Origin of the sequence: Cnuella takakiae, assembly GCF_001953305.1 — a bacterium.
In the GTDB taxonomy this organism is placed as follows: Bacteria; Bacteroidota; Bacteroidia; order Chitinophagales; family Chitinophagaceae; genus Flavisolibacter; species Flavisolibacter takakiae.
Genome location: NZ_MTFE01000001.1, coordinates 12,369 through 34,738, shown reverse-complemented (window position 1 = coordinate 34,738; position 22,370 = coordinate 12,369). Strand labels below are relative to the sequence as shown.

Here is a 22,370-nt window from a genome sequence, read left to right as displayed (position 1 = left end):
GCTATGCTTATTAAAAAACGTGTGGACACAAACTTTTTCAAATCTCTATGCCTTGATTTTTTTATACCAGACAACAGGTGTCCTGTAATAGTTATAATAAGCGTTACATCTGGCGAACATCCTTGTATTGAATTCAGATAAAACGAAAAAAAATTCAAAAAATTTTTAACAGCATCGAGAAGGTTCCAACAATTTTTTTAAAAGCCTGTAAAAAAAACCTGCCGCCAGGCAGGGTTTTCAACCAAATCAATATCATTAAGAGGGTTAGTAGCGGCTTTGTTCGCTGTTTTTATAGTACGAGCTTCTTGCCTCCTGTATCGCTTTTTCTTCTTCATACTTCAGGTTACGTACCCATCCTTTCCGTTGCTGGCGGCTTAAGCTTCTATCCTGCCGCACCGACCACCGGCGGTCTTTGTATTCGTTAGGTAGGTCTTGAACCTGAAGATCTAACTTGGACGGCCGGTACCTGTTATATGAACCATACGGATTCCCGAAATAAGAATTGTATCCAAAACCACGGTTATAGTATCCGAACGGCGCATAGCTGCCAATGCCCAAGCCAACGCCTACATGTGAACGCACCGGAACGTGACTGCGGACAGCGCCGTGATGCTGGGCAGATGCCCGTTGCAACACCAACCAGTAGCAAAAGAACCAATAGCAGTTTCATATATCTTGATTTAATTGTTTTATGCTTCCTATAACTACAAAAAACATACAGTTATTTTAAACATTTTCTTTATAGCGGTACTATAACAATAAAAGCCGAAAATCCTTACCATTAAAGCATTTGACTGGTTTTTTGGCAGTTTTTATTATCGCTGTCTGTTATATCTAAACAGGTGCTGACACAACGGCAACACCAATAAGTGCAACCCTGTTTGCAGGACATCTATCATGGTGTTTTTAAAACAGGTTCGCATGGCATAATTTTTTCAGATTTATCCTTAAATTAATTTTTATGGAAACAAACAATCAAAACCAGGGCAGTTCTTCATCAGACCAGAACCAGCGTACAGGCAATCAGGGCATGGGCGGCACACAAGGTGGCACCAGCGGCACCGAACAGCATCAGCATGCCGAGCATCACCAAGAAGAGGAACACCACCCACATAAAGAGCATCACGCAGGATTTGACCCCAACCAGCCGGAGCAGCACAAAGAGCAAGAACACCACGACCACCCCGAGCATCACCAGGAAAAAGAGCATCACTCGGGAAGCCAATCGCAATCGCTTTAAAATTTACCTACCAAAACCCTGCCTGCGTAAGACAGGGCTTTTTTATAAACTAAGCCAAAGTAGCATTCCATTTGCCGCCTGGCGGAGCTGCCTTAAACCCGCAATTAAATTATCGTGTCAAAAAACCGGCATAATTCTCTTGTGCATTTTGTCAGCAAGCTAAGGGCTGTAACAAGCTTATTTATATGCCTCGGGCTGGCAGCCCTTTGTTATGTGCTTGTATCGCTTTGGGGTATTGAAATTTTAACCCGTATCATGTTTACCTGGGATGTTTTTAGTCTGAGCATGCTGGCAGTAAGCTGGTTAACCTTTTTTCACACCGAATGCATAAACATTCGCAAGGAGGCTAAGCAACAAGACGAAAGCAAGGTAACCATCTTTATTATCGTACTAGCCTCCGTTCTTCTCAGTTTGCTTAGTGTTTTCATTTTAATCAATCAACAAAATGAAGCAATGATACAAAAAGACATGCACGTGCCTGTTTCCATCGTTGGTGTCGTTTTATCCTGGTTCCTGTTGCATACCATATTCACGCTTCGGTATGCCCATATGTTTTATAGTGAAAATAAAAGCAAGCCCGTCGTTGATGCCGGTGGGCTGGACTTTGGGGAAATGAGGGAGCCGGACTACCTGGATTTTGCCTATTTTTCCTTTGTAATCGGGATGACGTTCCAGGTATCTGACATACGAGTGGTGTCGCGCACTATAAGAAGACTGGTCCTGCTGCATGGCATTCTATCTTTTATATACAACACAAGCATCATAGCCCTTTTTATAAATATTATTGCAGGTATAAACAGGTAACGGGAACCTTAATTTTTAAATCGCAATAAATTAAACCTACTGCTAAATGCTATCATCAAATAAAGAAGTGGTCTTGAATAGGGTTCTTTAAGTCAAGGGGCAAGCCAACCAAAGTTACAAGTCCGGTGCGGGCATACATTTCCTGGATTGCATCTGCTTATGCTTTGCTGTCTTATGACGTTAAAAATAAATCACCTGCTTTTGCATGTATAAAATTTTCCAAATCCTTATACATACATCCCTATAATAACAAACAGGATAAAGCCCACAAAAAAGCTAAGGGTCATATAGGATTTCTCTTTTAGTTCGTGGGCTTCCACCAGCAACTCCTCAGTGACAAGATACAGCAGTGCCGCCAGACCGAAAGACAGTAAGGTCTCAAGCAGTTCATCAGACAGATTACCGAACAAAGTGGCTCCGGCAATGGCCACTACCAAAAAAAGCCCGCCGAACAGCAACAGCAATTTTGTTATCCGCTGCTTTGTGTAGCCATCCGCAGTTAGTTGTGCCGCCAGCGCCAATGCTAAGGCCATTATTTCAATCGTAAGTGCTACCGCCAGTAAAATGCCCTGTTCTTCGCCGGCTGCAAAGCCAATGCCCAACAACAATCCGTCAATGACAATATCAACACCCATGGTGATCAGGAAACCTCTTGCAGCTTCGCCTTCTAACGTGCCTTTAACAGACAGGTTTTGCTTGGTCAGCTTTTCGATCAGGAACATGAGCCCGATACCCGATCCAAAACCAAGCAATACTTCCAGCGGCAAATGCTTTTCTATAATGCCGGGCAGCAGCTCCACTGCGACGATGGAAAACACCACGCCTGCAGCAAAATGAAGAATAGCACCCCGAAGATTTTCGCTTGGCGATTTGTAGGCGGCAATCATTCCAGTACTGATTAAAACAATAGCGGGCAGCAGTGAGAACAGCAGTATTTTTAAGACCATCTTTTATTTTTATACATCTTCTACGAATTTCAAAACTTTTTCAACATCCCATGTCTGTATTTATATATCCATTTGCATAAGGGGGCTGCCGGTCAGAAACATAATTAGTTTAGCCTCTTTTGGTTAATAGTTCATATGAACGCCGTAGCTTTCTTTTGCAAGCAGACTATTCCATAAGGAGATCAGTTTTTTATATTCCGTTCCCACTGGCCGTATCTTGCGATCCATATCATACAGCCCGAGTGGGTTAATCCTGCCATTGTCTTCCCGCAAAGCGGTATCCCAATCGACCTGGTCAATCAGGCTGTACCAGGTAAAGCCAACCATCGGCACGCCGTCCTGCTTCAGCCGGTAAGCATTTGCCCATTCTTTTTTCAGCCAGTTTACCGCATCCGGTTCTTTCATATTTGTTTCCGTGTGCATCATAGGTATCCGGTAGCGGCTGAAGTACTGGCGGGAGATGACATAATAACCAAATATTTCACCTGCGGCCGAAGTGGTGCCATCGTCGTGTACCATGTGCTCATTGGTCCAGTAATAATCGTTGCCCATAATGCACTTTGCGGTTATGTCCTGCTGGCGAAACCATTGGTATTCTTCCTTCGTCATGCCGTTCTCCATCAGGTATTCATACATAATCACGCTTACCGGGTAGCCGTACGTCAAATCAAGGGAAAGAAATCGTTTTTCGTTTAAAAATTGCGCTCTGGGCAGGCAGTGCGGTTCAGCGGCGTGAAAATATTCCGATGATTCGCTTTGTATAAATGTTGCCTGAGGCTGCACTTCCAGTATTGCATTCATGGCCAGTATATTCGCTTTACAGATGTTCTTCAGAGCGGTTACAAAAGCCTTGTCGCTGGCGAGGCATTCGTTCCACCAGCCGTATTGCGCCGAAAACGTCGCGGCAATAAAAATCTCGTTCACCGGCGTGTAAAACTGCAAATAAGGAAACCGCTTGGCAAAGTCTTTTGCATATTGCGCAAAGTGTACCGGCCATTCTTCATTCTGGAAATTGCCGACCCAATCCGGCACTCCGAAATGGCAGAGATCAACGATGGGCGTGATGTTCAGTTCCTGAAGATATTTAAAGGTTTCATCCGTAAAGCTCCAGTCGTACCGGCCGGGTCCGGTGTGCACGTTGTAATAAGGCGGGCCGTAACGCAGAAATTCAATTCCCATTTCCTTTACCAGGTTAAAGTCTTCTTTCCAGCGCTGGTAATGCCCGGTTTTTTCCATTTCGTCTACCCGCTTTGTGGTACCGTCCGGCAGTTGAATGGTAGGATAGCTGTTTTCAATACCGGTGGCAAACATGAACTTATTTTCCATTCTCACCTTTTATTACTGATAAAATTTTTCAAGGGCTTTTTGTAACATTTTCATTAACGCACAGCTTTTCAAAAGCCCATGCAGCTATAAAATATTCAGCCGCCCGCCGTCCACGTGCAGGGATGCGCCGTTGATATAAGTTGCTTCGGCTGATGCTATAAAACAAACAGCCGCCGCAATATCTTCCGGCTTGCCAATCTTTCCAGTTATTTTTTCCACGCCGCTGGCCACGTTAGGATTACTCCAAAGCATGGGCGTATCTACCGCACCCGGCGCCACACAGTTGATGCGCACTTTATCGCTGCTGTATTCAATACTCATGCCGCGGGTAAATGCTTCCATGGCGCCTTTGCTGGAAGCATACGGAATGACGTTAGCGGTGGTTTCGTGGTAGTGTACGGAACTGATATTAACGATGGCAGCGCCGTTCATGTAGGGCAGGCATAATTTGCAAAACATGAAAACCGATTTCATATTCACTGCCATCACTTTGTCCCACTCGCCTTCCGACAATTCAAGAATGGGCTTAAAGGTCATGATAGCAGCATTGTTTACCAGCACATCCACCCTGCCCCACTTGTCCACTGTTTTTTTCACGGCATCTTCTACCTGTTGATAAATGGAAATATCGGTTTTGATAAAAAGGGCTTCGTTACCCGTTGGGTCAATTTCATTAGCAGCTTGCTGGCCGCTGTCCGAAATATCTATAATCACTACTTTGCCCCCTTCGGCAGCCATTTGCTGGCAAATGGCTTTGCCGATACCGGAGGCGCCGCCCGTTACAATACATACCTTATTTTGAAACCTCATAGTCGTTGTATAAGATTTTATAACCAGATGCGTTTAATTGCCCACGGCTTCCTTTACATTCTAGGTTCATATAAATTGCCCCACCATAAGCAAATGAAAAAATTGTTTGCGGCACCTTACAAGTGTGTTTCGTTCTCACTGTACTTTTCCGTTTCCAGTTGAATGGTGGTATGGTTTATTTTAAAGTTGGCGGTTGCGGCATTGTTGATTAGCGCCAGCAGATCATTATAAGGCAATCCGGCCTCTATCACTACATGCGCACTGAGTGCATTGTAACCGGAAGTGAGCGCCCATACATGCAAGTCGTGCACGGCTTTCACGCCGGCAACGGCCAGCATCGCTTTTCGAATTTCTTCTACATTTACATCAGCAGGCGTTCCTTCCAGCAGCACGCCCACCGCGTCTTTCAGTAAAACCCAGGTGCGCGGTAAAATAAAAAGACCAATACCAGCTGAAATTATGGGATCGGCATAATACCAGCCGGTGGTTAGCATAATAACAGCGGCAATAATGACACCTATGGACGTGAGCATATCGGACAGCACTTCAAAGTACGCCCCTTTCATGTTCAGGCTTTCCTGTGAGCCTTTTTTTAAAATGAGCATGCCGATGATGTTTATACCAAGCCCGATCGATGCCACAATGAGCATAGTCGTGCTCGATACCTCGGGCGGATTCTTGAATCGCCCGTAAGCCTCATATAAAATATAAAGAGAGATGCCGATCAAAACAACAGCATTGGTAAGTGCTGCCAGGATCTCTGCCCGGTAATACCCATAAGTGCGTGTAGCCGAAGCGGCCCGTTGCGTCATGTTGATGGCAAAAAGCGCCAGCGCCAGCCCGCCTACATCAGTAAGCATGTGCGCCGCATCGGCCAATAAGGCCAGGCTGCCGGTTACAATGCCACCGATAACTTCGGCAACGAGGTACGAGCCGGTCAACAATAAAACAGTTCTTAATTGTTTCTTATTCTGATACCCTGCTGATGCATTATTTCCGGACATAGTTAATTACACTTTTAAAAAAATGATCTCAACGCATAAAAATTGATTACTTGCGCATTCCTGTTTGCTTCATAGAGGAAATCACTTATACTGAACCGGCATTTTGCTGCAAGGGTAACAAAAGCAATCTCAAAACATCGTTCGCGGAGATAATAGTTCTTTCCAGCAAGTGTGTTGGACATAACAACACTCCTTGTTGTGATGTTTCATGTCCATAGGCTTCACCGGTTTTTTCAATCTATGGATTATGATAACTTCAGTTAAATTTTTACAATAACCCTATTGATCTTATTATCAGATAATCTAATCCTGTACGTTCCATCGGTTATACTGTTTTCCTTAGCAAGTTTCGTGACACGGCAACCAGCTATTATGAACAGGAATGGAATGATAACGGTATATAATATAAGTCCTGCTATTGTTTGCTGTTCCGATAGCTGGTAAAAGAATGATTGCTTTCTATAACTGCTTATTCATTTTTAATAAGCCATGTTTTTAACCACCTCGTCCCTTCGGCCTGCCTGCCAATGATATTTCTTGCCAGTATCTTAAGGGTTTGGTGCGATCCATATTTTAGCTCTGCATGAGCAAGCTGCTCTGCTTCAACATTTAGTTGAAGCATGAATTGAGCAACTAGCGTATCTACATTGGCGCCTTGCACTATTTTATCCTGCAACACTACATTTCCGGCTTCTCGGATGGCATTTTGAAATTCCTTTGCAGACGAGGATCTTTTGGCAGGTTCATTTTCTATGAATCGCGTCAGCTTTTCTATTTCGCTTACCTGGTCTTCTATCACTTTACGTGAAAATATTTTAAGCCTTTTGTTGTCCCCATTCTCTATTTGAAGTTTTGCAATATCTATAACTGCATCGTGATGTTCGATCATCATGAATGCAAAATCGCGGTCGTTGTCTCCGGATAACGGCTTCCGCTCGTTCCGCTCTATCATATGCTGCATTACCGCCGGCAAGCTATCCGTAACAATGGCAGTTTTGTCTTCATAGGGTATTTTATCATTCTGGATTGGTTTGTGGGAAGTTCCGTTACATGATATAACCATGACTGCGAGCACCCACCTGAAAAAATACGCCACCATGACTTTATATGATGAAAAACAGAAACTATACATTCATTTTTTGTATGCGTACTGCATTCAGTATGGCAAGCAACGCCACACCAACATCTGCAATAACGGCTTCCCATAACGTCGCCACGCCGCCAGCCCCCAAGATCAGTACGATCACTTTCACGACCATTGCCATAGTAATATTTTGCCAAACAATACTCCGGGTAACTTTGCCGATTTTTATCGCTGACACGATCTTGGAAGGCTGGTCGTTTTGAATTACTACGTCGGCTGTTTCAATGGTGGCATCGCTGCCCAAGCCGCCCATCGCGATACCGGCATCTGCCAAGGCCACTACCGGGGCGTCATTCACGCCATCGCCGACAAAAGCAATGCGCCTGCCTTCATTCTTTAATTTCTGTACCTTCTCTACTTTTCCTTCAGGTAACAGATCGCCATACGCTTCATCGATCCCTATTTGTTTTGCCACCTGATTTACTACGGTTTGCTTATCGCCGCTCAGCATGACGGTCTTAATATTCAGATCATGCATGGCCTTAACAGCAGAAACAGCATCTTCTTTTATTTCATCGGCAATGGTAATGTACCCTGCGTATTTACCATTAACTGCTACGACAACAATGGTATCAACCACCTCTTCGATTTCAGTGGGATAAGCGATGGAAAACTTTTTCATCAGCTTTAAATTGCCTGCCAGCACTTCTTTGCTTTCAATCCTGCCTTTCAATCCATGACCGGCTATTTCTTCTACATCCGTTGCATTGGTGGGATGGTCACCGGCATGTTCCACTATAGCTTTCCCTACCGGGTGAGTAGAATTGCGTTCCAAGGCTGCTGTAAGCCGTACCAACTCCTTTGCATCGATTCCATCAGGAACGATTTGCTGCACTTTGAAGACCCCTTTCGTCAAGGTGCCGGTTTTATCCATCACTACGGCATTCACTTTGGTCATCACATCCAGGAAATTACCTCCTTTGAATAAGATGCCGTTGCGTGATGCGAGTCCGATGCCACCAAAATAGCCGAGTGGAATAGAAACCACCAGAGCGCAAGGGCAGCTGATCACCAGGAACACTAAGGCCCGGTAAAACCAGGTATAAAAATCATAGTTTTCTACAAAGAAATAGGGAACCAAACAAACTGCTAACGCCAAGAAGAAAACGATAGGCGTATACACTTTGGCAAACCGGGATATGAATAACTGCGTTTGCGATTTGCGGGCGGTCGCATCCTGCACCATCTCCAATATGCGGCTTAGCTTGCTATCTTTGAACAGCGCATTCACCTTCACTTCCGATACGGTGTTCAGGTTGATCATACCAGCCAGGACAGCCTCCCCTTTATATTTTGTATCTGGCTTGCTTTCTCCGGTAAGGGCAGCGGTATTAAAAGACGCATTCTCAGAAATCAATTCGCCATCCAGCGCTACTTTTTCGCCCGGCTTAATTTGTATGATCTCACCTAACTGGATTGAAGACGGGTTGAGTACTTGGGTGGACCCATTCCGGACAACGGTTACTTCATCCGGACGTATATCCAGCAAGGCTTTTATGCTTGACTTGGCTCTTTGCACCGCGGCATCTTGAAACCATTCGCCAATGCAATAAAATACCATAACAGCGACCCCTTCCTCGTACTCTCCAATAGCAAAGGCGCCAAGCGTGGCCACACTCATGAGCACAAATTCATTGAAGAAATCGCCTCGCTTTGCCTTGCGGAAAGCAAGGTCAAGCACCTTGCGTCCTGCCAGCAGATAGGCGATACCATTTATAACCAATGCGGCAATTTTGGGCAGCTCTATTTTAAAACCGTACTCCAAAACAAGCAACACCGCTAGAATAAGCAGTGCCAGTAGCAAATCCCAATGCGCCATCCATCCGGATTTTTCCGCTGTTGCTTCGCTGCCATGGTCGTGATCATGGTCGTCACCGCCCGTATGATCGTGGTCGTGATCATGGACCGCTTTTTTCTGCACGGGTTGTTTCATTTGAACAACCCGTGTATCGTTTTCAGGGTTATGTTTTATGTCCATACTATAATATTTAATGAATGAAAAAACTAATAATTCCTACAAGTATTAATACGCCACCTGTAATACGTTTTTCATGGTGTTCAAAAAAATGCATATTCATCAATTTGATTCCCTGATATGCCAGCAGCACTAAGGCTACGATACCGGATATGCTAACTATAGCATACACGATTGCCATAAATAAAACTTGATTCATTCCGTAAGCACCCGCGGAAAGAAACAAGCTTTCCACCTCCAGGCAGGGTGACAGAAACATCATCAGTACAAAAATCATAATCCAACGTTGTTTCGACCTTCTATACCCGTTTATGTCTTCCTTCTTTGTATGATGGTGATGCGGCAGGTTAATGGTGAAATAAATCAAGCCGAAAAGAATCAGCAACACGGGGGCAATTAGGTGTATATACTCATCGTACCGATGCGCCAAAGTCTGCCCGATATTTCCCAACAGTATGCCTAATAAAACGGTTCCGAGCACGTGGGCAAAAGCGGATACGAACGAAACCTTTACGAGGTCGTTTTTGGTCCAGCCTTCTGCCTTTGCCACGGCTACCAGGGGCAGCCAGTGGTTGGGTATCAAGGCATGAACCATTGCTAAAATCAAAGTACCGAATAAAATTTGTGTCATCGTATGCTGCTCGTAATTAATACGTTTTTATTTACCCTTGCTGCATTACATGCTTGCCAAAGCAAAAAGAGCAGAGAGCAGCACCACGCATTTCCAGCAATTTAGTCTGTTCATGTTTTTTGTTTTTATTTGGGGTTTTGAAAAAAGTTTATAAAGAAAAGTCATGCCGCAACGTGTGTTCATGCAGGCAATAATGCAATGGCAAATTTGCCTTTCTAATGATGCCTGCCGCCGTGATGGCTGCTATAATTTTCATGGTGTCCAATATCCACATGATGTCCCAAATCTATATGGGGAACAATAACCTGATAAGCAAGGTACGGACGGTACCGGCGTACCGGCTTTCTTGCCCGGTATGTTTGCGGGGCGGAAACGATGTTTCCGGACGGGGCAACAGCTGATTGCTGCGTGGATGGCTGTGCATCAGAAAATACATCCTTTGAACCGTTTGCATAAACAATGTGTGACACCTCCGCTTTGCCGGTTACATATACGGGTCCACTGATATTGGACGACTTGTAATATTTTATTTCGTTGACGCCGACCTCCGCCACTTTGCCATTAATGGCTTCACCGTTTCTCAGCGTGATCACATCCTGCGCAGACAGCAGAGAAGCCGAAAACACGGCTATCAATATTGCAATAAGCTGTTTCATCTGTTTTCGCTTTTTGAGATTAAAAAGTAATATTGTCAATAATCATACGGAGTTGTTTTGGAATGCTGTTTTTGTCGGGAAGCGGCTCACTTAACTGCCATTTAATCCTATCCAGGATAGTGCTGCATCCTTTTCCGTTAACTTAAAAAATTTTACCTCTGCCTTGGTGAAGGGTTTCATTAAATCCGTCACCTTTTCTTGCCAAGGTTTCTCACCCACCATTGCTATTTTTTCAAAACCGTTTGCATGCGTTACATCAAATTTTATATCTTCCCAAAGTGCCTTTGCATCCCAACCTTTAAAATCCTCCATTTCAAAATACCACCTGATCGTTTTAAACTGCCGGAAACGGTCTACAAGCAACGGCAGCAACTTCGCATAAGCTCCTACGGTTAACTTTCCCGTCGCTTTTATGGCGATCAAATTGCCTGCTGTTTGCTGTAAAATCTGTATCATAACTTTTTCTTAATGATTTTCTATCTTATAACAGGGTAAGGAATCGCTTGAAGAGAAAGAAGGGACCGCTCAATGTCTTCTGGGGATTTGATCAGCAGCGAATCAAAATATCCAGTTTCCTTACTACAGACAATATTGAAAAACAATTCATCCTTTTGAAGGAAGGCTGCTACGTCAGGAGGTACGCCGGGATGCATCAAGTTTTTAAGTTCTTGCGACCGGTTCTCCTTCAGGCTGAAAATGCTGCACCAGGAAACTTTGTCGCCGAACGTATCTTCCGAAAAATGGGTTAGCATCTACAGGTCGGGCATGGAGAACAGGACAAACGGGTCTTTCTCATGGTGCCCTGCGTTGACAAAATTTTTGTCTTTCCCCAGTCCGTTATAATCATCCGCCAGCACTTCATACTTCCAGATTATGACTTCCAGGTTTTCTAAAGAAGCCTGTTTTTCTCTAAAAAGAGAAAACCGGGAATGACGTGATTCTTCAGACCCGGGGTTAACAAACAGCCAATGAGACATAATGATGAAACCGAATGTTATACACTGCACCTGCTGTTTCTATCGCAGGACCTGCCGGATCAATAGAAGAATTTGAAACATGCAGGTAATTGTACAACCCGTCTTTAAACTCTTTTTTGAAAAAAATGCTTACCATAGTAACTTTTTTAAATCCCCTACTGCCCGATATTTTTTTGTTGCCCAATAAATGCCTGTGACAACAAAATCATGTTAACCAACCAGCAAACCGGAAATAAAGTATGTACTTACGCTTCAGGAAAGTACATACTTTAAGGATTAAGCCATTTGTTGTTGCCCATGATGTTCATGGCAGGCCTGTTCGCATCTCCGGCACGCTTCTGCACAGCGTTTGCAATGGTCATGATCATGCATACTGCATTCGGCAGCACAAAGCCTGCAGGCTTCTTCACATACGACTAAAAATTTGTGCGAAACTTCACTGTCCCTTAGCAGCAGCTTGGCTCCCAAAAAGCAGATTTCCGCACAATCCCTGTCCAATTCTATACAGTGTGCCATTGCGGTTACGTCCTTTTCGTCAAGGCAGGCAGCAGCGCACGCTTCACAAGCCCTGGCACAGTCTAACAAGGTTTGGATTAAGCTTTCGTGTTTGTGTCCTGAATGGTGATGTCCGGGCTGTTGATGTTCCATTGTTTTTGTTTTTATAAGTGAATAAATGAAGAATTTTATTTCCCCCCACTTTGCTTTATATGGTGCGTTCCTGTTTTTCGCCTTTCCTTTTTATCTTGTTTTTCCACCGGGTGTACCAGGCCTGCCGGTCCAAAGACAATAGGAAGTATAATAAAAACGTCGCCACAGCGGCTAGGATAAACATATCCACCCCTACCGCTACCCCTACTGCGGCGGTGCACCAGACCGTGGCGAGCGTGGTTAACCCCTGCGCGTTGGCCGAGGTATTGTTCCGGTAAATAACACCGGCACCTACAAAGCCTATGCCGACCACGATGTTTGCAATGATCCGGGATGCGGATCCAATGTCTTGAAACTCGTGGGCTACCGCCGTGAACAGCGTGGAGCCAAAACAAACGGCTGCGTAGGTGCGGATGCCGGCATCTGCATCTTTCTTTTCCCGGTCGTAGCCGATGAAGGCGCCGAATGCAAACGCAACAATCAACTTTAAAACCATGACTAATTCAAATTGTACTTCCATACAGTTATGTACTCAGCGGTATGCACCTTTGAGGCTTTCACACCTTTTCATGCGTTTGCAAAAACTTGCTATGTGCTTTTGAAAAAGTTCATCCTGCTATTGAATAGCCTGTCAAAATTTATTATCCTTTATCAATGCCCTTCTTCATCTTCCGAGTTTTCCATTTTTGAAAGCAGGTCATAGGCGCCTTTTATCACCACTTTGCTTTTCGTGTCCCAATTTTCCGGCAGGATAACAGCTGTATAACCATTCTCGGTAACACCTATACCCACTTCTACCCGGCGGAAGGCAATGTGTTTTTCTTCTTCTTTTGATGCTACGCCCCCTTTTGCGGTGCTGTCACCTTTCGCTTCCCCAGCTTCATTCTCGTCTAAAACAAAAATGTAGCTTTTTCCGCCTGACTGCACCACGGCGGCTTGCGGCAAAGCCGGTGCAGACGAAGCCCCGACCTCCAGAATAGCATTGATGAACATGCCGGGTAACAGCGTTTGCGACGGATTGTGGATGCGGCCATGCACTTCGACTGTCCGGTCCACGTCAATATCTTTTCCGATCAGAAACACTTCTGCATCGCGTTCAACACTATCGCCTGTCGCCCTGAAGCGAATTTTTTGTCCCATCCGCACTTGAGGCAGATCCTTTTCAAACACTTTTACCCGTATCAATATGTTACTGGTATTCGCCATGTCTGCAAGGAGCTCATTGGCACCGATGTATTTACCGACATTGGAATACACTTTTGTAATGTACCCGTTGGATGGCGCAGTAATATTAATTCTTGAGGTAAACTTTCCGGAACGTACATTACCGGGATTAATATTCGCTATTCTCAGACGTGCTTTTAACCCTTCCACACGGGCTACCATGCTGGTGTACTCACTGCTTGCGCGTTGCAGGGACTTGCGGGCAGCGATGTTTTCCCGCACCAGTTCTTCCTGGCGGGCTAAGTCCTGCTGCAAAAATGATAACTGGCTGCTGCTTTCCAGGTAGTCCTGTTGCATTTGAACAAACTCCGGGTTTTCAATGGTTGCAATGACCTCACCCTTGCGGACAAACTTGCCTTCAATAACATTAGTGCTCCGGATGGTGCCGCCATAAGGGGAGGCAATGGAGATCAGATCCTTGGGCGGGACATCAATAGTGCCGGACGCTTTGATGTAATTACTTAGGTTGGTGGATACCACACTTCCCAATTGAATACCCACCGATTTATATTGCTCGTCGGTAAACTCAACGACATTTGGATCATGCTCTTCCGTAGCCGTTTCGGCAGCAACAGGTTCTGCTGCTTTATCAGCATTGCAGGCAGCTAAAAAAAGCGAGGCGACAACGAGTACTTTGTATATTGAATTAAACATTTGCAAATAAATTTTTTAAAGACCTGTAATCAGTTCGAGTTCGATAGCGGTTTGATTATATTCATTTAATATTTCGATGAATTGGCGGCGCACATTATTGGCATTGTTCAGCGATTGCGATAACTGGTAATAATCCATTTCACCGGCTTCAAAGGCCCGTTGCGAGGTGCGGATCAGTAGTTCCGCCTGCGGCAGCGCCGTATTGCGGTAATACTCCAATTGAATGGCTAACCGGCGTAGATCGGAAAGCAGCAGCGAACCCCGTTGGGACAATCCGAAATAGAATGCCTGTACTTCGGCTTCCCGCCGTTGCTGGTTGATTTCGACGGCACGGATCCGTGCCCGTTGCGGTTTGGCGAATAGCGGGATGGAGATACCTGCTTCGACGCCCTGAAAGCGTTTACCAACGCCATAGTATTTTGCTACACCATCTTTTTCATGCGTGCCCACCAACGATTGGTTGAAATAACCCACATTGAAATCCGGCAAGAGCTTGCTCCGTTCTACTTTTATTTCTTTTCCGGCTACGGCAATCTGGCTGCGCAGCACCTGCAGTTCCGGGTTGTTCCCTAAAACGGAACTGTCCAACGTTAAAGCCACTGTTTTTTCCCGCAATACCGTGTCCTGAATTCCAATAACTGTTGAATCTCCCGTATACCGGCTTAACTGCTGGATATCTGTTTTTGCCTGTTCTTCCAGTTGCCGCCTTTGTGCAATGGCCTCTTGCAACTGCGTATTGGCATTGTAGCGTTCCAAAATATTAGTTTCGCCGGTTCGGAAGCGAATGTCGGCTGCTCGGAGCACCCGTTCGTACAAGAGGATTAACGAGTCGGTCAGTCTTCGTTGTTCCGTGCGGTAAATGAGCCGGTAGTAAAGGCTTTTTACCTCGTAGTTGATCCGGCTCTGGTACACCCTAAGTTGCAACTGGCTAGCATCAATGCTGGCATCTGCTAATTCAGACAGCCTTCGCAAATAAACCGGGTTGGGTATGTTCTGCGAAATGGTTATGTTGTTGTCATAGGGTACGGGACTGTTGTACTGTCCATAGGTGAGTGTAATGTTGGTTTTACCAATATCCCGTACCGAGCCGCGTAACGCCTGCTGGTATTGTACCTCAAGATTTCCCGCCCGTATATTTGGATTGACGCCAAGCGAAGTATTGACAGCCGTAGTGAGATCAATGATGCGGGCTGGTGATGTTTGTGCCTGAACAGAACTGCTACCTAATAACAAGACCAAAATGGCAACCGCCGGAGGGACGGATGGCGGCACCTGTTTACGCTTCCGTTTTGCTTTCCCGGCACCAATCCTTTCAAAAAAGGTGTACAGCACCGGCAGAACGATGAGCGTAAGCAATGTCGCGGTAATCAAACCACCAATCACCACAGTTGCCAACGGCTTTTGTACTTCACCGCCAGCGCCGGTTGAAAGTGCCATTGGCAAGAATCCCAAGGACGCTACGGCCGCGGTCATCAGCACCGGACGCAGCCGCACTGCTGTCCCTTTGAGGATAATTTCATTCAGGTCGGTCATGCCATCTTTCTTTAACCTGTTGAATTCGGTAATGAGCACAATGCCGTTTAATACGGCAACACCGAACAGGGCAATAAATCCAACGCCTGCGGAGATACTAAAGGGCATGCCACGTATCCAAAGAGCAAACACACCGCCGATCGCCGACATCGGGATAGCGGTAAATATGAGCAGGGAATATTTAAATGAACCAAACGTGAAATAAAGAAGTAACAGGATTAATCCAAGGGCTACCGGCACAGCTACCGACAATCGCTTATTAGCTTCTTCCAGGTTCTTGAATTGACCGCCATAGGTGATGTAATAGCCGGTAGGAATTTTTACTTTCTGATCAATTTTTTGCTGCATTTCCTCCACCACAGAAGCAATGTCCCTGCCCCGCACATTGAAACCAACGATAATCCGCCGTTGTGCCTGTTCCCGCTGTATCTGGTTAGGACCCAACTGTAAGCTGACGTCGGCAACCTGCTCCAATGGAATTTGTGTACCGTCAGCCGCTGTAACATACAAGCGTTTTACATCTTCGATACTTTGGCGTTCGCTTTGTTCCAGCCGTACCACCAAGTCAAACCGTTTTTCACCTTCAAACACTGTTCCGGCAACACCGCCCGCAAAGGCGGTATTGATTGCCTGGTTTATATCGGATACGTTCAAGCCGTGCTGAGCAATCTTATCCCGGTTAAGCTTTATAGAAATCTGCGGCAGTCCGCTCACCTGCTCTACATATAAATCTTCGGCGCCTTTAACAGTGGGAACAATTGCGCCGATCCTTTTAGAAAGATCGGAGAGCACCTGCATGTCCTCACCAAAAATCTTAATGCCCACGTCCTGCCGCACGCCGGATATTAATTCATTGAACCGCAGCTGAATAGGCTGTGAGAAGCCAAAGGATACGCCCGGTATGCTTTCCAGGGCTTCTTTCATTTTTTCGGCTAATTCTTCCCGGTTATCGGCGCTGGTCCATTCTTTTTTGGGCTTCAATAAAATAGTTAAATCGCAAGCTTCTATTGGCATCGGGTCGGTCGGGATTTCGGAAGCGCCAATCTTGCCCACCACTTCTTTTACTTCCGGAAACTTTTTCATAAGAATGGTAGAAGCCTGGGTTACTTTATCAACGGTCTGGCTTAAGGAGCTACCGGTCAGCAGCCTGGTTTCCACGGCAAAATCACCTTCTTCCAGTTGCGGTAAAAACTCACCGCCAAGAAAGGAAAAGATAAAGAAAGCAACAGCTAATAATGCTATGGCGATAGCAACGACCATTTTCCGGAAGCGCAGAGCACCTTTAAGAATAGGTTGATAGAACCGCTGAATCCTGTCCATCATTTTATCGGAAAAATTTCGTTTATGGCTGATGTTCTTGCTCAGGAAAAGAGAGCTAACCATCGGCACATACGTCAGCGAAAGGATGAAAGCACCCAGAATGGCAAACGAAACGGTTTGTGCCATCGGACGGAACATCTTTCCTTCAATACCTACCAGGGCAAGGATGGGCAGGTACACAATCAAGATGATGATTTGACCAAATGCCGCTGAGTTCATCATTCTTTTGGCTGAGGCAGAAACCTCATGATCCATTTCGTGTTGGGTGATTTTACCCGCCTTCCTGCTTGCCAAATGATGCATAGTGGCTTCCACGATAATGACGGCGCCGTCCACGATCAAGCCAAAGTCAATAGCGCCCAAACTCATCAGGTTGCCCGATACACCAAACACATTCATAAGGGAAATGGCAAACAACATGGCGAGCGGTATTACCGAAGCTACGATCAAGCCAGAACGGATATTACCGAGAAAAACAACCAAGACAAAAATTACAATCAGGGCACCTTCGATGAGGTTCCTTTTTACGGTGTCAATCGCTCTGCCTACAAATTCGCTTCGGTCCAGAAACGGCTCTACTTCCACACCCTCAGGCAGTGACTTCCGGATTTGCACCATTCGCTCCTTAACCCGTTCCACCACTTCACTGGAATTGCTACCTTTCAGCATCATCACAATACCGCCTACGGCTTCCTTATTGTTGCGGGTAAGGGCACCATAGCGGTTTGCCGTGCCAAAGCGCACCTGGGCAATATCACGAATGGTGACGGGAATGCCGGTTTCTGTTTTTTTGACTACAATGCGCTCAATATCACCCAAGTTGTTGATGAGCCCTTCGCTACGGATAAAATAGGCATTGGGCTTCCGGTCAATATAAGAGCCCCCCGTGTTCTGGTTGTTTTGTTCCAGTGCGGTGAAGATGTCCGCAATGGAAATATCATAGCTCCGCGTTTGGTTGATGTTCAAGGCAATTTCATATTGCTTCAAAAAGCCGCCGAAACTATTCACTTCCGCAATGCCCGGCGTACCCAGTAATTGTCGGCGCACATACCAGTCTTGCATGGTACGGAGATCCATGGCATTGTACTTATTTTCATACCCTTTTTTCGGGTGAACGACGTATTGGTAGATTTCACCCAGACCGGTGGAGATGGGGGACATTTCCGGTTCGCCGGCACCATCGGGGATATTACCCCTGGCTTCGGGCAACCGTTCGGCCACTTGCTGCCGTGCCCAATAAATATCAGCATCATCATGAAAGATGACGGTTACCACAGATAAACCAAACCGGGATATGGAACGCACTTCCTGGATTTCCGGAATGGTGGACATCGTTTGCTCGACCGGATATGAGATGAGTTGTTCCACCTCCTGTGCAGCTAGGGAGGGGCTGACGGTAATAATTTGTACCTGGTTGTTCGTTATATCAGGTACGGCATCTATGGGCAACTGGCGTAAGGAATAGACACCCCAGATAATCAGCCCAAGGGTGAAAATGCCGATGACCAGCTTATTCTTTATAGAGAAATCAATAATCTTTCCTAACATGTCTGAGAATTATTTTGTTACTAACCGGTAGTATTGGATCAGCGCTCCAGCAATCGCCATCAAGGCAAGGATACTGAGCAGGACACCGATAATGGTCATAGCGATGGTTTTGCTTTTAGACCATTTAGGATCCTTGGTTTTTTTGCTGTATTGTTTGCGGGTGGGTCTAAGCCGGGACTTAGCCATTATACAAATAGTAAATAGGGAAAATGGTGAAATGTACCACTTAGGTATGCACAGGCAGTGCATACAGAAATAAATGCTTAATTAGCTTAACAACTGAGGCGGTTGCCAGATAGATAACGCAATACCCGGAGGGATACAGGAAGATAAGGAAGAAAACGATGTCGTTGCGTAGGTGATAATCAAATTAGTAAAAGCAATAGGATGATTGATGGAATAGCCGGCACAACAACAGGTGCATTGGCAAAATGGCGGGCAGTTGTCGCCCTGAGAATCATTGTGATTTTCCGTTGTTTTTGCGAGTACTGTTTTGTTTTCACCCGCTTTCATAGCATAAGCTCCGTCGCTACAGGACAAGCATCCAAGCCCAAGTATGATAAAAGCCATTATGAAAGCAAAAAATTTCATGCGCTGCAAAGATAATAATGATCTATCGTTGTTTGAAATCAAAAATTGAAGCAAAGTTGCGAAACCTGCTAAAAGCGTAGTGTTGAATTAATAGAAAACAGTATTTAAAATCTTGTTAACACCTGAAGGTGATAGAATTCCTATGTTCTCCTCAGAATTCCCCTTTACTTGTCATACCTAAGTTATCACAATAGCGACAATTTTATAACCCGTCGCTTTTTCAACAACTATCTTTTTATTTATTCGATCACCAGTTTTGTCGTAGCCAATTCCTTGTTTTTCCCGTGTACCTTAAGGAAATATACACCCCTGGCTAACTTTAGCGGTGCAACATCCACATTTAATATGGTACCGCCTGCTCTTACTTCGGTATTTGCAATCTGATGTACATGCCCCAGGATATCCACCAATTGCAGCGATACAGTGCCTTGGTAAGAAGCTGGAAGCGCAACTTGGAACTTGTCTTTTGCCGGATTGGGATATACCCGCAGCTGCTGGGCAGCTACCAAAAGGCTAGGGTCAGTTGGCAGTAAAAAAATGTTTGGCGGCAACTGCGTATTAACCGTTACCGAAGGCCTTTTCGAGGTAGTAGGCTGAATAATGACGTAATTGATCTTCGTGTTGGTACCACCAATAGCATCTAAAGTGAGCTTGCCATCAGATACACTTACAGAGATTGTTGCCGACTTGAACTTGTTGGTGCTTGAAGATGTAAAGCTTACAATTGCGGGAACACCTTCTATGTTAACGCTGTGCTTGCTGTCGTAATAACTTGCATCGCCAACGGAAACGGTCACATCATAGCTGCCGTTAACCACCTCTGCTTCCCATTTGCCTTCCACCTTTACACCGTCGAAAGTGCCGCTTGCCTGGTTGGCCTGCATATGCATAAAAGTAGCAAGGGTAGCATCAGCAGGTGTTTTACGGTTGCGGCCGTTACCCACCAGGCTTACAGGGCTGCCTGTGGTGCGGCTAAGCCAGCCGTATGTATTGCCTGTGCCTTGTCCTGCAGAAGTACGGGAACCAAATGCCTGCCCAAAATCCCCTACCCAGCCGCTTGGCGCTGCAGTGGCATTATCTTGAAAGTTTACTTTCAGGTTGGTGAAGTTGGCAGAGGCCCCCGCTAGAGTAATCACCAGCTGTGGGGGGTTAGACCCAAATTCCTTACTGTTAAAAGAAAGAATCCGGTTTTGCCTGGCTGTATCCATTACAACAAAGGAAACAACACCGTTTGTAGCGGCTTCTTGTTTTACAAAGTTGGTTACGTCAAACTCATAGTAAGTTTTAGTTGCATTGATTACGTTGGTGTAAAGGCTACTTGCAGGCGGTGCATGCGCATTGTTCCAAGTAATGCCCGCTTCTGTCCAAGTATCGTTTGTGAGGCCCTTAACCGTAATGTAGGTATTGGTGTTGTTTTCTGTATTACGGCCATACAGTCGCAATTTGGCCATTATGATACTGGATGAATTTACCGGGAATTTCAGGTATGTCCTGCGCTTATAACCTGCCGTAGTAGTATTATCAAGTTTAACCAGCAGGGAGGTATCATTGCCATAGTTGTCGCCGGCATAGGTGCCGTCGCGCACATATGAGTCTTCAAGAGGTGTTGCCGATATGATGTTTTCGGCTACAGCCAGGTCACCACGGTAAGTAGTGCTGGTACTAGAGCCACCAGAGTAATAGATGCTGTTGCCTATAAAACCTGCTACACCCGAAAAGCGGGCTTGTGGTAAAGGGGTAAGGTTTGTCCAGGTGTCGGTGCCCGGATCATAGGAAGAAACCATACTGGTACGGCCGGTCTGGTGTACAGTTTGGCCGCCAAGCACAATGATCCGGTTGTTTACCACTACAACGGAGGAAGTTATATGATTGCGGCCTGCAGCACCCGCAGGCACCGGCATATCAGCCATTTGCGTCCAGGTGTTTGTTTCCGGATCGTACCTGTGTACGTCCTTCTGTGGCACCAGATCAGCATCATGCTCGTGCTGCCCACCTATATAGTATATTTTACCCCCAAGCACTGCCGATCCGCCATGGTGGCGCGGGTTAGGCAGTGGCGCAAGGTTTGTCCAAGTGTTAGCACCGCTGGATATATCTAACATGTAGTGGCTGCCTAGGTCAGTAGTACGGGATGCGTTAGTTCCGCCTATATAATGGAGCCTGCCATTCAGATATACCATTTGTCCGGCCGAAATCACAACCGGCAGGTCTGGCATTTTGGTGTAGGTGTTGGTAGCTACATTGTAGCGCCATACCTGCTTGGTTCCAAATATCTGGCCTGTGCCGGCAGTGTTGGAAGTATATCCACCTGCAATGTAAATGTTGGTGCCATCAGTAGCAATGCCGGCATGCGTTACGCCACCGAACGAGGTTCCATTTGGTGTAAATGGCAGGTCCGCAATAGGCGTCCAGCTGTTAAGTTCAGGGTTATAAACATAAGCCCGCTTTGTGGGCGTAAACGTCGTCTTTTTGCTGTCGAAACCGCCAAATGAATAAAGCTTTCCATTTACAACTTTAGCCTGGCCTTCATTTAAGGTAAAAGGCTGCGGAGCTACAGTGCTCCATCTAATGGTGTTAAAAGAGGAGCTTTGGCTATAGGCCGGCAAAAAAATTAAAGCAACCGCAAAACTCAATAAAAAATTCTTCATTGATGCAGGTAGCTGGCTTGATTGCTTTGACTGGGTAGGGTCGATTTTTTTCACTGTACCTAAATTTGTTGCAGAAAAAATTTTTCTGTTCCGAAGCAAGCACTTTCAATATACTTACTTGTTAGCGCTGGTTCCTATCTTGATCATTAGCAGTATAACAAAGTTAACCACTTAGCGCACTGATTCTGTTTGCTAGACCATCAATACAGTTAATGAACCTACAGTTTAGACCCTCAGTCGCATGAATAGAAGGTAATGCGTTTAATGTACAGTTTCAAATACATAAATACGGCCAAACATGTGCTTAACACATCAATAAAAGCTATATTGTAATTGCAAGGAATGTTTATTTAATAAAAATAGAAAGAATTCACTAAAGGATAAGTTTCAACTTCATGACTGTAGATTGCTGCTTATCAGAATATTCGATATAAGGAAACCCATCTGAAAAATTGCCGAGCGCAATTATCCTTAACTTTTCTTTATCGAGGACAAAAGTAAGCGGTTGAGTTTTGTTTTCTTTGGTATGTTAGGTTCAAGGACTTCATACCATTATTAGTAAACCCTTCCACCAGTTGAACCAGCTCCCATATGCAGCCGCACAGCTGATCTGGCTTCTAAACGATTAATAAATCGTCTCTTTTCGTTTTTCCAGTACTTGGGTTAAGTTTAGGAAACTGTTTCAGTGCA

At 45.4% G+C, this 22,370-nt stretch carries 21 protein-coding genes; 3 read left to right on the top strand and 18 right to left on the bottom strand.

The window, feature by feature from the left end:
- Positions 1 to 197 precede the first annotated feature (197 nt).
- The gene (locus tag BUE76_RS24380) at positions 198 to 335 is read right to left on the bottom strand and encodes a hypothetical protein (RefSeq protein ID WP_158069902.1); all 138 of its coding nucleotides are present in this window, start codon (positions 333 to 335) and stop codon (positions 198 to 200) included.
- 626 nt (positions 336 to 961) lie between these two features.
- Here BUE76_RS24380 and BUE76_RS00150 point away from each other — a divergent pair.
- Both BUE76_RS00150 and BUE76_RS00145 read left to right on the top strand, forming a co-directional pair.
- A complete protein-coding gene (locus BUE76_RS00150; RefSeq protein WP_073047473.1) occupies positions 962 to 1,240 on the top strand; it encodes a hypothetical protein in 279 nt (92 codons plus the stop codon).
- 114 nt (positions 1,241 to 1,354) lie between these two features.
- Positions 1,355 to 2,044 carry a DUF1345 domain-containing protein gene (locus tag BUE76_RS00145; protein WP_073047470.1) on the top strand — a complete coding sequence of 230 codons (690 nt, stop codon included), beginning with the start codon at positions 1,355 to 1,357 and terminating at the stop codon, positions 2,042 to 2,044.
- Positions 2,045 to 2,271: 227 nt separating this feature from the next.
- Here BUE76_RS00145 and BUE76_RS00140 read toward each other — a convergent pair whose 3' ends face one another.
- The 9 genes from BUE76_RS00140 to BUE76_RS00100 all read right to left on the bottom strand — a co-directional run bounded on the left by BUE76_RS00140 (position 2,272) and on the right by BUE76_RS00100 (position 10,993).
- Complete coding sequence (locus tag BUE76_RS00140; protein WP_073047467.1) at positions 2,272 to 2,991, bottom strand: ZIP family metal transporter; 720 nt, start codon at positions 2,989 to 2,991, stop codon at positions 2,272 to 2,274.
- Positions 2,992 to 3,114: 123 nt separating this feature from the next.
- Positions 3,115 to 4,317 (bottom strand): family 1 glycosylhydrolase, encoded by a 1,203-nt coding sequence (locus tag BUE76_RS00135; protein ID WP_073047463.1) that lies wholly within the window; start codon positions 4,315 to 4,317, stop codon positions 3,115 to 3,117.
- 84 nt (positions 4,318 to 4,401) lie between these two features.
- Positions 4,402 to 5,127: an SDR family NAD(P)-dependent oxidoreductase gene (locus BUE76_RS00130; RefSeq protein ID WP_073047460.1), complete on the bottom strand. Its 726-nt coding sequence runs from the start codon at positions 5,125 to 5,127 to the stop codon at positions 4,402 to 4,404.
- Between the two features lie 116 nt (positions 5,128 to 5,243).
- The gene (locus tag BUE76_RS00125) at positions 5,244 to 6,131 is read right to left on the bottom strand and encodes a cation diffusion facilitator family transporter (protein WP_073047457.1); all 888 of its coding nucleotides are present in this window, start codon (positions 6,129 to 6,131) and stop codon (positions 5,244 to 5,246) included.
- A 469-nt stretch (positions 6,132 to 6,600) separates the two neighbouring features.
- Positions 6,601 to 7,230, bottom strand: coding sequence for a DUF305 domain-containing protein (locus BUE76_RS00120; RefSeq protein ID WP_158069901.1), 630 nt, complete (start codon positions 7,228 to 7,230; stop codon positions 6,601 to 6,603).
- Positions 7,231 to 7,255: 25 nt separating this feature from the next.
- Positions 7,256 to 9,253: a heavy metal translocating P-type ATPase gene (locus BUE76_RS00115; protein WP_083596682.1), complete on the bottom strand. Its 1,998-nt coding sequence runs from the start codon at positions 9,251 to 9,253 to the stop codon at positions 7,256 to 7,258.
- A 10-nt stretch (positions 9,254 to 9,263) separates the two neighbouring features.
- Positions 9,264 to 9,881 (bottom strand): hypothetical protein, encoded by a 618-nt coding sequence (locus tag BUE76_RS00110; protein WP_073047451.1) that lies wholly within the window; start codon positions 9,879 to 9,881, stop codon positions 9,264 to 9,266.
- 215 nt (positions 9,882 to 10,096) lie between these two features.
- Positions 10,097 to 10,537 carry a hypothetical protein gene (locus BUE76_RS00105; protein ID WP_073047448.1) on the bottom strand — a complete coding sequence of 147 codons (441 nt, stop codon included), beginning with the start codon at positions 10,535 to 10,537 and terminating at the stop codon, positions 10,097 to 10,099.
- A gap of 90 nt (positions 10,538 to 10,627) precedes the next feature.
- Positions 10,628 to 10,993 (bottom strand): SpoIIAA family protein, encoded by a 366-nt coding sequence (locus BUE76_RS00100; RefSeq protein ID WP_073047445.1) that lies wholly within the window; start codon positions 10,991 to 10,993, stop codon positions 10,628 to 10,630.
- Positions 10,994 to 11,040: 47 nt separating this feature from the next.
- Here BUE76_RS00100 and BUE76_RS24675 point away from each other — a divergent pair, with 47 nt between their 5' ends.
- On the top strand, positions 11,041 to 11,286 hold the full coding sequence (locus BUE76_RS24675; RefSeq protein ID WP_143157452.1) for a hypothetical protein: 246 nt from the start codon (positions 11,041 to 11,043) through the stop codon (positions 11,284 to 11,286).
- A gap of 3 nt (positions 11,287 to 11,289) precedes the next feature.
- On the opposite strand, the gene BUE76_RS00090 is transcribed toward BUE76_RS24675, so the two are convergent.
- The 8 genes from BUE76_RS00090 to BUE76_RS00065 form a co-directional block, all read right to left on the bottom strand.
- Positions 11,290 to 11,514, bottom strand: a complete 225-nt coding sequence (locus BUE76_RS00090; protein ID WP_073047440.1) for a hypothetical protein — start codon at positions 11,512 to 11,514, stop codon at positions 11,290 to 11,292.
- A gap of 276 nt (positions 11,515 to 11,790) precedes the next feature.
- A complete protein-coding gene (locus BUE76_RS25005; protein WP_394333526.1) occupies positions 11,791 to 11,886 on the bottom strand; it encodes a four-helix bundle copper-binding protein in 96 nt (31 codons plus the stop codon).
- 331 nt (positions 11,887 to 12,217) lie between these two features.
- The gene (locus tag BUE76_RS00080) at positions 12,218 to 12,682 is read right to left on the bottom strand and encodes an MgtC/SapB family protein (protein WP_073047433.1); all 465 of its coding nucleotides are present in this window, start codon (positions 12,680 to 12,682) and stop codon (positions 12,218 to 12,220) included.
- 131 nt (positions 12,683 to 12,813) lie between these two features.
- Positions 12,814 to 14,040, bottom strand: a complete 1,227-nt coding sequence (locus BUE76_RS00075) for an efflux RND transporter periplasmic adaptor subunit (protein ID WP_073047429.1) — start codon at positions 14,038 to 14,040, stop codon at positions 12,814 to 12,816.
- 15 nt (positions 14,041 to 14,055) lie between these two features.
- A complete protein-coding gene (locus tag BUE76_RS00070) occupies positions 14,056 to 18,441 on the bottom strand; it encodes a CusA/CzcA family heavy metal efflux RND transporter (RefSeq protein WP_073047426.1) in 4,386 nt (1,461 codons plus the stop codon).
- 9 nt (positions 18,442 to 18,450) lie between these two features.
- The gene (locus BUE76_RS24375) at positions 18,451 to 18,627 is read right to left on the bottom strand and encodes a hypothetical protein (protein ID WP_158069900.1); all 177 of its coding nucleotides are present in this window, start codon (positions 18,625 to 18,627) and stop codon (positions 18,451 to 18,453) included.
- A gap of 81 nt (positions 18,628 to 18,708) precedes the next feature.
- Positions 18,709 to 19,011, bottom strand: coding sequence for a DUF6660 family protein (locus BUE76_RS25360; RefSeq protein WP_394333525.1), 303 nt, complete (start codon positions 19,009 to 19,011; stop codon positions 18,709 to 18,711).
- Between the two features lie 260 nt (positions 19,012 to 19,271).
- The gene (locus BUE76_RS00065; protein ID WP_073047424.1) at positions 19,272 to 21,680 is read right to left on the bottom strand and encodes a CBM96 family carbohydrate-binding protein; all 2,409 of its coding nucleotides are present in this window, start codon (positions 21,678 to 21,680) and stop codon (positions 19,272 to 19,274) included.
- Positions 21,681 to 22,370: the final 690 nt, after the last annotated feature.